This window comes from Actinosynnema sp. NPDC053489 (genome assembly GCF_044544865.1).
Taxonomy (GTDB): Bacteria; Actinomycetota; Actinomycetes; order Mycobacteriales; family Pseudonocardiaceae; genus Actinosynnema.
Genome location: NZ_JBITXT010000014.1, coordinates 54,582 through 66,482, shown reverse-complemented (window position 1 = coordinate 66,482; position 11,901 = coordinate 54,582). Strand labels below are relative to the sequence as shown.

Sequence of the window (11,901 nt, the reverse complement as noted above, 5' to 3'; positions counted from 1 at the left end):
GCGTGGTCGATCGGAGGTCAACGGCACGCGGCCGTCGCGGACAGGGCGTCCACCAACGACGCGCGCACGTCCAGGACGCGGTCGACGCCCGTCGCCCGGATCGGCATCAGCACGCGGCGGCCGGGGGCGACCACCGCGACCCGGAGGCCGGCGGCGTCGGCCAGTTCCCGGGACTCGACCAGCAGCGCGAGCCCTTCCGCCCCGAAGAACGTGATGTCGGCGAGGTCCAGGACGACCGCGGTCGTGGCCTCGGCGAAGGCGCGGCGCACCGCGGCGCGGAGGGGGGCGGCGGTCGCCAGGTCGACGTCTCCGGCAAGGTGGATCACCAGGGTGTCGTGGAGGCGGGTCGTTCGCAGGTGGACTGCGGTCGGGTCGGGCACAGCCGGCACACTCCCGGGAGGTCGTGGTGCGGCTGACTGTTCAACCGGTGCTGCTCTCGACGGCGGCGTACGTCGATCCGCTTCCGACGCTACGAGGTCGGGAGGGCATGCGCAACCAGGCGCGCCGAAGCGCGACCTTGATCACGCCGGGGCCGCCGGCGGCCCGGGGCTCGGCGGCTCGGGGTCGGCGCCCCGCTACAGCGGCGACGTCGCGAACAGGTGGTCGAACACCCTCACCCGGTCGAACGACAGCGCGTGCGCCCGCGCCCGGTCCTCCAGCACCCGCCGCTCGTCGGGTGACATCTCCAGCACCGCCCGGTCGATCGCGGCGGTGAGACCGGCGACGTCGCCCGCCTGGACGATGAGCGCCGCGCCGCCGACGGCCTCGCCGGTGCCGCCGGTGATGGTGGTGATCACGGGCCCACCGCCGGCGAGCATCTTCTCGGTCAGCGCGATGCCGAACGTCTCCACGAAGTCCGGTTCGGGCCTGGTCGGCAGCGCGTAGGCGGCGCAGCCGCGCATCAGCAGCGGTTTCTCCCCGTCGTCCACGTCGGACAGCAGCAGCACCCGGTCGTCGTCCCGGGTGAGCTGCCGGATGTCCTCCAGCGCCGGGCCGTTGCCCGCGATCACGAGCTTCACCCGGTCCCGGGCGCGCGACCGGCCGAACGCGGCCACCAGGTCGTGCACGCCCTTCGCCCGCGCCACCCGGGACAGGAACAGCACGTAGCCGTCGCGGTGCAGGCCCCGGCGGGCCAGGGCGGCGTCCACCGCGGCCGGGTCGAGGTCGAGGTAGGCGGAGGTGTCGACCGGCGGGTAGCTGACCTCGACCCGGGCCCGGCACTCGTCGGCCAGCCGCGTGCCGCAGTGCGCGTCGACGGTCTCGGCGGCGGCGACGATCTCCTCCCGGGTGTACTCCGAGACGGCGATCACCTGGTCGTTGGCCAGGAACGTGGTGAACAGCGCGACCGCCGCGCCGAACCGGCCCTCGCGCACGCACGAGCGGATGACGTTGGTGACGTCCGAGCCGACCGCCTTGGCGATGGTCCGCACGTCGGGCGTGAACCCGGCGGCCCGCGCCACCGCCACGGCGTCGCCCACGACGGCCGTGTGCGGCACGAGGTACATCGACAGGCAGGTGGTGGGCACCGGTTCGGCCAGCAGCTCGACCAGCCGGCCGGTGAGCCCGGCCAGGTACCGGCCGTCGGGCACCCGGTAGTCGCCGACCGGTTCCGGCCGCTCCACCGTGATGCCCGCGCTGTAGGGCGTGATCCGGTCCAGCGGCTTGAGCGGCAGGCCCGCCGCCTCCAGGGCGGGCAGCGGCCACGTCAGCAGCCGCACGTCGTCGAATCCGCGGGTCAGGGCGACCTCGGCGAGGTTGCGGGCCTCGCCGGAGTGGCCGCAGATCACCGGGTCGGCGCGGACCACGATGACGAGGCGGCGGTTCGGCGTGCTCATGGACGGGCTCCCGGTGCGCGGCGGTGTGATGGTGACGGCGGCCGGACCGCGCGGCCCCAGGCCGACGGTTCCGGGCCGAGCTCGAGTTGCAGCCGACCGCCCGCGTGCACGTCGGTGGCCCGCAGGTGCGTCACGTCCAGCGGTTCGCCGTTGAGCCGGGCCGACTGCACGTACTGCGGGGCCGGCGCGCGGTCGGGCTCGTCGGAGCCGATCGGGGTCTCCCGGTGGCCCCGGGTCTCGACCACGAAGTCGCGGTCGCCGACGTGCAGGGTCGCGCGGGCGAACGCGGGCGCGTTGACCAGGAAGAGGTTCTGCCCGGCGACCGGGAACAGCCCGAGGGAGGCCCACACGTACCAGGAGCTGAGCCCGCCGGAGTCGTCGTTGCCCGGCAGCCCGCCGGGACCGGTGCCGAACTGCCAGGTCAGCGCCGCGTGCACGACCTCGGCCGTGCGGTCGGGGCGGCCCGCGTAGTGGTAGGACCAGGGCGCTTCCATGTCCGGCTCGTTGTTGAGGCCCTCGAACCGGTTGAGCGCGTAGCCCGCGGCCATCTCCGCCGGGTCGGGCCGCAGGCCGGGCTGGGTCACCGGTGGCGCGCCGAAGCCGAAGAAGGCGTCCAGCATGGCCGTGAACGCCTCGTCGCCGCCGGCCAGGGCGATCCGCCCGGCCATGTCGTGCATCAGCCGGAACGAGTAGTTCCACTTGCCGCCCTCGTAGAAGGACGAGTCGCGCAGCAGGCCCGTGCCCGGGTCGAACGCGTTGGTCCACAGCAGGCTGCGCGCGGCCAGGTCGTCGGCCAGCCTGGTGTCGTTGAGGGCGCGGGCCACCCCCGCGGTGCAGTGGTAGGCGTAGGCCAGGTCGAGGGTGTGCGAGATGGGGTGCACGACCCCGTGCTCGTAGAAGTCCTCGCCGTACAGCCGGCGCAGGTCGGCTTCCATGTGGGCCAGCGCCCAGTTCCAGTCGACGTCGCCCAGGCCCAGCGCGTGCGCGTCGGCCAGCGCGGTGTGCACCAGGGCGCTGGCCTGCCGGAAGAACCGGTCCGCGCCCCGCGCCATGCGGTAGCCGATCGGGAAGTTGCCTTCCTCCTCGCACACCCGGACCAGCGACTCCAGCAGGTCGACCGCCCGGTTCGGGACGATGGCCGCGAGCAGCGGCAGCTGGGTCTTGTAGATGTCCCACATCGTGCAGATGTCGAACGCGAACGGGCCGGAGCTGGGCCAGAACGGGCTCTCGTCGTCGGCGAAGCACGGCTTGATCAGCGAGTGGTACAGGGCGGTGGCGAACACCTGCCGCCGCGCGGGCGTGCCGCCCTCGACCTCGACCCGGCCCACGTGGTCGCGCCAGCGCTCCCGGGTGCGCTTCCGGACGGCGTCGAACGCGGGTGACGCCGGGCCGCACTCGCGGTGCAGGTTGTCCCTGGCCTGGTCGCAGCCGCGCAGGGAGAAGCCGATCCGGACCTCGACGGTCTGCCCGGCGGAGGTCGGGCCGAGGAACAGCAGCCCGAACGGGCGCAACGTGGTCTGGCGGATGCGGTCGAAGTCCAGCCGGGTGCCGCCCTCGATGAGCCGGCGGTCGTGCCAGAGCATCTGCCGCCAGCCCGGCGAGTCGACCTCGACGTGCACCGACAGCGGCACGCCCTCGACGACGACCGTGCCCTGCGCGCGCCCGTGCCCCAGGCTCTCGACTTGGGCGCGCAGGGGCACCGTGTGGCCGTGGTCGATGGCCAGGCCGCCGCACGACAGGTCCACGACCACGCGTGCGCTGCGGTGCTCCGGGAACGTGTAGCGGTGGACCGCGACCTTCTCGCCGACGGTGATCTCGCAGCGGACGCCGGTGTCGAGCGTGGTCGCGTAGTACCCGGCCTCGGCGACCTCGTCGTGCAGCGGCCACGCCTGCCCCAGCGCGTCGAGCTGCTGGAGCATCGGGGTCACCCGGACGTAGTTGTAGTACTTGCGGATCGCGCCGGTGCCGGACTGCTGGAAGTGGGTGAACCCGGACGCCTGCGCGTGGTCGAACATCTCCTCGGGCAGGCCCTCGGTGTTCTTGGTGTACCGGCCGTAGCCGGTCGGGTAGGCGCCGGAGTAGGCGCAGGCCGACACCATGCCCAGCGGCGAGGTCGCGCCGGGGTGGGTGTTGCCGATCTGCGCTTTCGGCCACCACCAGGTGGCCGCGAGACCCTGCGCCGCGGGCAGGGAGGTCGCCGCCGTTCCGATGAGTGGATCGATCTCGTTCAGGATGGCGCGACTGTAGGTCAGCGCCGGGCCACCGGTGGTTTCACCGACGTGAACTCGGCGGGAACGCGTGGCGCTCGATCACCGGTGCGGGTGAGGCGCCGTTCGACGTGCCCGGGCGGCCGGCGGGCGGCGGTCACCCGGGTCGGGCGGTCGCGGGACGCCCCTCAGCCCCGTTCGGCCAGCTCCGGCAGCCTCCGGGCGACGTCGGCGGGGGTCGGCATGCGCGAGATCTCCTCGGCGACGGCGCGGGCGGAGTCGGTGTGCGCGCCGGGCCGCAGGAGCGTGCGCAGGTGCTCGGCGACGGCCTCGGCGCCCACCTCGTCGGGCCGCAGGGTCAGGCCGGCGCCGGCGGCGGTGACCGCGTCGGCGTTGGCGAACTGGTCGGCGCCCTGCGGCAGGAACAGCTGCGGCGCGCCGACGGAGAGCGCGCCGAGGGTGGTGCCGCTGCCGCCGTGGTGCACGACGACGTCCACGTGCGGCAGCAGGTCGGCCTGCGGCACCCAGGCGTGGGCGGTGACCCCGTCGGGCAGGTCACCCAGCTGGTCGGGGCGCACCCGGCCGGTGGCCACGACCACCCGCGCGCCCGTGGCGGCCAGTCCCCCGATCGCCGCGGTCAGCACCTCCGGCGTGCCGAACGCCGTGCCGAGCGTGAGGTAGACCAGCGGTCGGGAGGGGCGGCGGACGTCCCACGCGCCCGGTCCGGGGAACGGGACCGGGCGCAGCGCGACCCGCTCCTCGGCGGCCAGGAACCCCGGGTCCTGCAGCGACGGCGGGCAGATGTCGACGTGCGGGCGTCCCGGCACGTCGCGGCCGGGGCGTTCGAGGCCGATCCCCTCGGGGAACAGGCGGCCGAACCCGTGCCACAGGCCGGGGATGCCCGCGTCCCGGGCGGCGGTCGCGGCGCCCGGGACGCCCCAGCCGTGCACCACGAGGTCCGGTCGCAGGCGTTCCAGCTCCGGCCGCAGGTCTTCGGCGTAGATCTCGTAGAACGTGTCGGCGGGCCGGAAGGGTCGCAGCCCGTGGGCGGCGAGGGGCTCGTGCACCTCCTCGCCGACGGCGAAGCGCACCTCGTGCCCGGCGTCGCGGGCGGCGATCGCGAGCGGGACCAGGGGGTAGGTGTGCCCCACCGACGCGAGGGAGGCGAACAGCACGCGCATGGGCCGAATCTACGCCCCGGTGATCATCGCCGTGTCGGTACCGCCGCCGGGACCGCGCCCGGACCGCCGAACGGCGTCGCGGCGGCTCGCCCGCGGCGCGGTGGTTGCGAAAACGTTCGACAAGCATTGCCCGGGGTGCCGGGTCGCGCCGATCGTGAACACCACCCAGCCGGAACACCACCCAGCCGGAACGCCACCCACTCGGACACGCCGCCCACCGGCGAACGCGACCCGCTCGCGAACGCCGCCCGGGTCGTCGGGGAGGACCGTCGAGATGCGAGCACCCCTGTCCGCCTGCCTCGCCGTCGCGGCCCTCGCCGTCGCGACCCCGGCCGTCGTGCCGGTCAGGCCGGCGGTCGCCGCCGAGCCCGCCACCACCCTCGCCGCGGCCGCCGGGCGCAGCGGCCGGTACTTCGGCGTGGCCGTGCAGGGCCACAAGCTGACCGACCCGGCCTACACCGCCGTCCTCGACCGCGAGTTCGGCGTGATCACGCCCGAGAACGAGATGGGGCTCGACGCCACCGAACCGCGGCAGGGCCGGTTCACCTTCGCGCCCGCGGACCGGGTCGTGGCGCACGCCGTGCAGCGGGACATGCGGGTGCGCGGCCACGCGCTGCTGTGGCACTCCGGCCAGCCGTCCTGGCTCCAGAACCTCCGGGGGTCGGCGCTGCGCCGGGCGATGCTCGACCACGTCACGCAGGTGGTGGCCCACTACCGGGGCGGCATCCTCGCCTGGGACGTGGTGAACGAGGCGTTCGCCGACGGCACGTCCGGCGCGCGGCGCGACTCGAACTTCCAGCGCACCGGCGACGACTGGATCGAGGCGGCCTTCCACGCGGCGCGCGCCGCCGACCCGGACGCGAAGCTCTGCTACAACGACTACGGCATCGAGGACTGGTCGCAGGCCAAGACCCGGGCGGTGCACGCGATGGTGCGGGACTTCCGGGCGCGGGGCGTGCCGATCGACTGCGTCGGCGTCCAGTCCCACTTCGACCCCTACCGGCCGGTGCCCGCCGACTTCGCCGCCACGCTGGCCGCCTTCGCCGACCTGGGCGTGGACGTGCAGCTGACCGAACTGGACGTCGTGGGTTCCGGCGCGGCGCAGGCGGACGGGTACCGGCGTGCCGTGGGCGCCTGCCTGGCGGTGAGCCGGTGCACCGGCATCACGGTGTGGGGCGTCCGCGACAACGACTCGTGGCGCGCGTCCGGCACGCCCGTGCTGTTCGACGGCTCCGGTGCCGCCAAGCCCGCGTACACCGCCGTGCTCGACGCCTTGAACGGGGCCGGGCGCTGAACCGGGTGCGGTCCGGCGCCCGGCGGCCGGTCAGCCGTCCAGGTGGCTCCGGTGCGGCGGATCGCCCAGGACGTGCACCCGTTGCAGGTGCCGGGGCAGGCCGCGCCGGTACGGCTCGCGCGTGTGCAGCAGGGTGTAGTTGTCGGTGATGAGGATGTCTCCGGGCTCCCACGAGTGCGCGTAGAGGTAGCGCGGGTCGTAGAGCGCGCTGCGGACCTCGTCGACGAGCGCCCGCGCCTCCTCGGGGCCGTGGTCGGCCACGGTGACGTTCGGCGGGTTGAGGATCTCCACGCCCTCGGGCACCGGTTCGAGGAACCGCAGGGTCGGCGCGCCGGTCACCGGGTGCGGCTCGACCAGCGGCGAGATCACCAGGCCGCCGTAGTGGCTCACCTTGGGGTTGCGGTAGTGCAGCACCACGTCCCGCCACCGGGCGAGGGTGTCGGCGCCGACGTCAGCCAGCAGCTTCGTGGTGTCGGTGAACAGGGTGCGCCCGCCCTCGGTCGCGGCTGGCGCGGTGAGGCAGTGGAACACCTGGAACTCGGGGACGAACCTGGCGTACATGCCGTCCCAGTGCATCGGCATGAAGCTGGTGTCGAAGGCGTGGTCCTCGGGCTCCTCGTGCGCCAGCACGTCGAAGACCGTGCCGAAGGACCACTCCAGGACCTCGCCCCACGAGCGGCCGTACGCCTCCAGCGCGGAGCCGTCGGCGGGCGGCGTGAACCCCCGCAGCACGACCAGGTGCTCCCGGCGCACCAGGGTCCGCACCTGGTCGACCGGCGGCGCGGTGAACGGCAGGCCCGGTGCCCGCGCCGTGACCAGCGCGCCGAACGGGGACAGCGGCCCGGTGGCCCAGGCGGTGTCCGGTGTGGTGGTGGCGGATGACATGGCTTCAGCCCTTCGAGGAGGTGGGGTGGTCCGTGGTGGGCAGGACGTAGTGGGACGGCCGGCCGTCGCGCAGCACGAGCCGCCCGCCCGCGTCCTTGGCGGCGCGGTGCTTCATCAGCCGGAAGCGACCGCGCTCCTCGACCGCGACGGCGTGCCACGGAGTGAGCCAGCGGTCCTCGTCGCCGGTGTGCTGCAGGAAGATCCCGAACTTCTCGTGGCCGCACGGCTGGGGGTGGATGGACAGCCGGACCGCGTCCGGGTGCAGCACGGACAGCAGGTTGCCCCACGCCTGGCTGCGCCCGATCACCTCGTAGGCGCGCTTGCGGCTCTCCCGCTGCAACGTCGCGTTGCTGCCCTGGAAGGCCGGGGTCCGGGCGTCCTCGTACAGGAAGCGCGTGATGCCCCGGTACAGGCCCAGCATCGGGCCGCCGCCGCGCACCTCGTCCCGCAGCGCCTCCAGCTCCGGCGCGTGGTCGGCCCACAGCTTGCGGCGCATCGCGGCCGGGTCCGTGCCGGGGTAGACGTCGTCGAGGCTGTAGAGGCTGATGTGGGCGGTGCCCAGGCGGCGCAGGACGTCGGCCATCTCCCGCTGGTAGGCCGACACGTGGGCGTCCGGGATGCCGACGACGTCGTTGAACACGCGCCCGTCCGAGCAGATGATCAGGTGCGCCCCGGGCGGGTGGACCTCCGCGACGCGCGCGCACAGCTCTTCGAGGAAGGCGATGGACAGCTCCTCGGCGAGGTCGGGCAGGTGGCCGAGGACCTTGTCGGGGTTGGGCGACTTCGCCGGGAAGGCGGGCAGCAGCATCGGTATGGCGCGTCCGGCGCGGACGTGGACGTCGATCCGGCCGCGCTGGGCGTCGCGGCACCGCGCGCACCGGCGGCCGTGCGTGCCGTCGCCGTCGTGCAGGAGCCTCTGGTGCCCCATTAACAAATCCAGCACGGCGTCGGTGGGGTGGGCGGACATGGAACTCCTCTTTCCCGAGCCTGTGAACGGCGCGCACCCGTCCGGGAAGCGAACGCCGTGGGTGCGTCACCTGGAATATCGGGGAGTGGGGCCCAGCGCTGGGAAGATGGCACCACGCCACCGCGCGGTGAGCGTGGCCGGCCGGCGACAATGTCAGTTCCGCCACTATGGAACACCGCAATGCGGGCCGTCAACAGGACGTCCGACGGAAGTCCCGGTTCGGTTTCCAGCATTGACAACACCATTCCAAGAACATCGGAATAGTTATTCCCGACAATCCGGCCGATCAGCGGTACGGGCCCTGTTGCGGCCGTGGTTCGGTACGGGAGAAACCCCACCCGCGGAGTGGAGCGGCATGCTGACGTTGGGCATTAGCGGCCATTTCGACCTGCTGCCTGCGTTGTACCGGACCTACATGCACGACGCCACCGCGTGCCTGGTGGCCGACGGCGAACTCGTCGCCGCGGTCGAGGAGGAGCGGTTCAACCGGGTCAAGAAGACCAACCGGTTCCCGGCCGGCGCGATCCGCGCGTGTCTGGAGCTGGCGGGCGCGCGGCCCGCGGACGTCGACGGGATCGGCTACTACTTCGGCCACGACCTGGTCGACCTCGGGTTGGCCAACTTCCAGGTGGCCAACCCGGTCCAGCCGGTGCGCTGGGGCGTCGACCTGCTGCGCGACCGGCTGCGCGAGCACTTCGACTGGGACGTCCCGCCCGACCGGATCACGTTCGCCCGGCACCACCTCGCGCACGCCTGGTCCTCGTTCGCGCGGTCGGGCATGGCGGACGCGCTGGTCGTGGTGATGGACGGCCGCGGCGAGACCGCGTCCACGACGGTCTACCTGGGCGGTGCGGGCGGGCTGCGGGAGCTGCGGTCGTACTCGGTGCCGCAGTCGCTGGGCCAGCTCTACCAGGACGCGATCGGGCACGTCGGCTACGGTTTCGGCGACGAGTACAAAGTGATGGGGCTGGCGCCCTACGGCGACCCGGCGCGGTACCGCGAGCAGTTCCGCGACCTCTACGCGCTGCGGCCGGACGGCGATTACGGGATCACCCCGCCGATACCGGACATCAACCCGACCGTCGCGCCGTTCTACGAGGCCGGGTTCCGCTCCCGGCGCGCGGGCGAACCGGTGACGCGGGAGCACCGGGATTTCGCGGCCGGCCTCCAGGAGACGCTGGAAATCCTGGCGATGCACGTGCTCGCGCACTGGGCGCGGGAGACCGGCGCGACCAGGCTGTGCTTCACCGGCGGCGTGGCGCACAACAGCAGCCTGAACGGCGTCATCCTGCGCTCGGGCCTGTTCGAGGAAGTCTTCGTGCACCCCTCGTCGCACGACGCGGGTGCGGCGGAGGGCGCGGCGATCGTGGCCGCCGCCCGGCTCGGCCGGCCGCACACCGGGGTCGCCCGGTTGACGAGCGCGAGCCTCGGCCCCGACCTGGGTCGGCCGGACGAAGTGGAGCGGCGGTTGCGCGCGTGGGACGCGGTCGTGGACGTCGAGCGCTGCGAGGACGTCGTCGGCGCGACGGCGGCGCTGCTCGCCGGGGGCGCGGTGGTCGGCTGGGCGCACGGCCGCTCGGAGTTCGGGCCGCGCGCCCTGGGCAACCGCAGCATCCTGGCCGATCCCCGCCCGGAGGCCAACCGGGACCGGATCAACGCCATGGTGAAGAAGCGGGAGGGTTTCCGGCCGTTCGCGCCCGCCGTCACGCCCGAGGCCGCCGCCGACTACTTCGACCTCACCGCCACGCGGGCCGACCACGGGTTCATGTCGTTCGTCGTGCGCGTGCTGCCGCACCGGCGGGGCGAACTCGGCGCGGTGACGCACGTCGACGGCACGGCCCGGGTGCAGGTGGTCACGCCGGCGGCCAACGCGCGGTTCCACGAGCTGATCACCCGGTTCGGCGAGCTGACCGGCACGCCGGTGCTGCTCAACACGTCGTTCAACAACAACGCCGAGCCGATCGTGCAGTCCGTGCACGACGCGGTGACCACGTTCCTGACCACGGAGATCGACGTGCTGGTGGTCGAGGACTTCCTGGTGCGGCGGCGGGGGCCGGTGGCGGACGCGCTGGACGACCTCGTGCTCACCCCGCGGCCGGTGACCCGGTTGCGCCGCGACTGGCGGCCGGGCGAGGACGCGACCGGCGAGGTGTACCTGGACTACTCGTTCGGCCCGTCGGCGGCGGTGTCGCCCGCGGTGTTCGACCTGCTGGCGGCGGCGGACGGCGAGAGCACCGTGGCCGCGCTGGCCGGCGGGCTGCCCGAGGAGGCGCGCGCCGAGCTGCTGTCGTTGTGGCAGCGGCGGTTCTTCGTCCTCTCCCCCCGGCGCTGACGGCGCGCCGGTGGCCCGCGCGGGCCACCGGCGGCCGGGTCACCGCACCAGGCCCTCCACCGCGTCGGCCGCCGCGCGCGCCCCGCCGGCCGAGCGGACCACGTCCCGCATCGCCGCCACGGCCGCCCGGTTCGCGGAGGCGGCCGACACCGCGGCCCGCAGCCCCTCGGGGGTCTGGTCCTCGAGCGTGACGCCGACGCCCAGCTCCGCGGCCCGCGCCGCGACGGCCCGCTGCTCGGGGATCTGCGGCACGGCCACGAACGGCACGCCGTGGTAGAGCGACTCCATGACCGAGTTCATGCCCGCGTGGCTGACGAACGCCGACGCGTGCCGCAGCACGGCCACCTGCGGCACGCGCGCGTGCGCCGTGACGTTGCCGGGCAGCGGTCCCAGCAGCGCGGGGTCGAGGCCGCCGATCGACATCACGACCTCCCACGGCCCGTCGCCGAACGCCTCGACGCACGCCCGGTAGAAGTCGGGTCGGGTGGTGAACACCGTGCCCAGGGAGATCAGCAGCACGGGCGCGTCGGTGCGCGGCGACCACTCCTCGGCCTCCTGCCAACTGCCCAGGGACGGCCCGACGAAGCGGAACCGCTCGTCGAACGTGTCGGCCGAGAGCTGGAACGAGCGCGGCACGAACACCACGTTCAGCGGCGCGACGTGGCCGAACATCAGGTTGGGGTCGTCCAGGAAGCTGAACCCGGCGGCGAACTCCCCCATCCGCTCGACCGCGGCGACGAGGTCCGGGTGCCCGTGGTCGAACGTCGGCGGCAGGTAGACCTGCGTGGCCGAGAACCGCTCGTTCTCGGCGAAGGTCGGCACCAGCGCCACCTCGGGCACGCCGAGCAGGTTCGCGAGCACCCGCCCGGTGAAGGTCACCGAGTCGTAGCACACCGCGTCCGGCCGGTCCGCCTCGAAGTGCGCGGCCAGCACCGGGAACGACACCTCGGCGTCGTCCAGGAAGTACCCCAGCGTCACCGCGAGCTGCTCGGCGGTGAACTCGCCGCGCGAGTCCAGGTCCGGCGGCAGCTCGGACGGCAGCACGACCGGGGTCGCGCCCGCCCGGGCCGCGCCGTCGGCGGTGGCGGGCCCGGTGGCGTAGCTGACCCGGTGGCCGCGGCGGACCAGCTCCTCCACGAGCGGCAGGGTCGGGTTGACGTGCCCGGCGGCGGGCGCGCTGACAAAGGCGAAGTGCGCCAT

At 73.9% G+C, this 11,901-nt stretch carries 9 protein-coding genes; 2 read left to right on the top strand and 7 right to left on the bottom strand.

From position 1 onward, the window contains the following. Positions 1 to 17: 17 nt before the first annotated feature. From ACIGNX_RS27805 to ACIGNX_RS27790, 4 genes are all read right to left on the bottom strand, one after another. Complete coding sequence (locus ACIGNX_RS27805; protein ID WP_396543707.1) at positions 18 to 380, bottom strand: STAS domain-containing protein; 363 nt, start codon at positions 378 to 380, stop codon at positions 18 to 20. A gap of 195 nt (positions 381 to 575) precedes the next feature. Continuing rightward, entirely contained in the window at positions 576 to 1,835 is a 1,260-nt protein-coding gene (locus ACIGNX_RS27800; protein WP_396543705.1) for a glycosyltransferase, read from the bottom strand. Continuing rightward, positions 1,832 to 4,045, bottom strand: coding sequence for a glycoside hydrolase domain-containing protein (locus tag ACIGNX_RS27795; protein ID WP_396543888.1), 2,214 nt, complete (start codon positions 4,043 to 4,045; stop codon positions 1,832 to 1,834). Before ACIGNX_RS27795 ends, ACIGNX_RS27800 begins: the two co-directional genes overlap by 4 nt. 185 nt (positions 4,046 to 4,230) lie before the next feature. Continuing rightward, positions 4,231 to 5,223, bottom strand: a complete 993-nt coding sequence (locus ACIGNX_RS27790) for a glycosyltransferase (protein ID WP_396543703.1) — start codon at positions 5,221 to 5,223, stop codon at positions 4,231 to 4,233. 274 nt (positions 5,224 to 5,497) lie between these two features. Between ACIGNX_RS27790 and ACIGNX_RS27785 the strand changes: the two genes are divergently transcribed. Continuing rightward, positions 5,498 to 6,517 (top strand): endo-1,4-beta-xylanase, encoded by a 1,020-nt coding sequence (locus ACIGNX_RS27785; RefSeq protein ID WP_396543702.1) that lies wholly within the window; start codon positions 5,498 to 5,500, stop codon positions 6,515 to 6,517. Between the two features lie 30 nt (positions 6,518 to 6,547). Here ACIGNX_RS27785 and ACIGNX_RS27780 read toward each other — a convergent pair whose 3' ends face one another. Together ACIGNX_RS27780 and ACIGNX_RS27775 are read right to left on the bottom strand one after the other, a co-directional pair. Next, on the bottom strand, positions 6,548 to 7,402 hold the full coding sequence (locus ACIGNX_RS27780) for a TauD/TfdA dioxygenase family protein (protein WP_396543700.1): 855 nt from the start codon (positions 7,400 to 7,402) through the stop codon (positions 6,548 to 6,550). Positions 7,403 to 7,406: 4 nt separating this feature from the next. Next, on the bottom strand, positions 7,407 to 8,369 hold the full coding sequence (locus ACIGNX_RS27775; RefSeq protein ID WP_396543698.1) for an L-tyrosine/L-tryptophan isonitrile synthase family protein: 963 nt from the start codon (positions 8,367 to 8,369) through the stop codon (positions 7,407 to 7,409). Between the two features lie 355 nt (positions 8,370 to 8,724). Between ACIGNX_RS27775 and ACIGNX_RS27770 the strand changes: the two genes are divergently transcribed. After that, a complete protein-coding gene (locus ACIGNX_RS27770; protein ID WP_396543697.1) occupies positions 8,725 to 10,701 on the top strand; it encodes a carbamoyltransferase in 1,977 nt (658 codons plus the stop codon). Between the two features lie 39 nt (positions 10,702 to 10,740). On the opposite strand, the gene ACIGNX_RS27765 is transcribed toward ACIGNX_RS27770, so the two are convergent. Beyond that, the gene (locus ACIGNX_RS27765) at positions 10,741 to 11,901 is read right to left on the bottom strand and encodes a macrolide family glycosyltransferase (protein ID WP_396543695.1); all 1,161 of its coding nucleotides are present in this window, start codon (positions 11,899 to 11,901) and stop codon (positions 10,741 to 10,743) included.

Bases quoted from the DNA above. Each gene is read 5' to 3' on its own strand.
- ACIGNX_RS27780 (WP_396543700.1), bottom strand. From the start codon at position 7,402: ATGTCATCCGCCACCACCACACCGGACACCGCCTGGGCCACCGGGCCG.
- ACIGNX_RS27785 (WP_396543702.1), top strand. From the start codon at position 5,498: ATGCGAGCACCCCTGTCCGCCTGCCTCGCCGTCGCGGCCCTCGCCGTC.
- ACIGNX_RS27770 (WP_396543697.1), top strand. From the start codon at position 8,725: ATGCTGACGTTGGGCATTAGCGGCCATTTCGACCTGCTGCCTGCGTTG.
- ACIGNX_RS27765 (WP_396543695.1), bottom strand. From the start codon at position 11,901: ATGGCGCACTTCGCCTTTGTCAGCGCGCCCGCCGCCGGGCACGTCAAC.
- ACIGNX_RS27800 (WP_396543705.1), bottom strand. From the start codon at position 1,835: ATGAGCACGCCGAACCGCCGCCTCGTCATCGTGGTCCGCGCCGACCCG.
- ACIGNX_RS27790 (WP_396543703.1), bottom strand. From the start codon at position 5,223: ATGCGCGTGCTGTTCGCCTCCCTCGCGTCGGTGGGGCACACCTACCCC.
- ACIGNX_RS27775 (WP_396543698.1), bottom strand. From the start codon at position 8,369: ATGTCCGCCCACCCCACCGACGCCGTGCTGGATTTGTTAATGGGGCAC.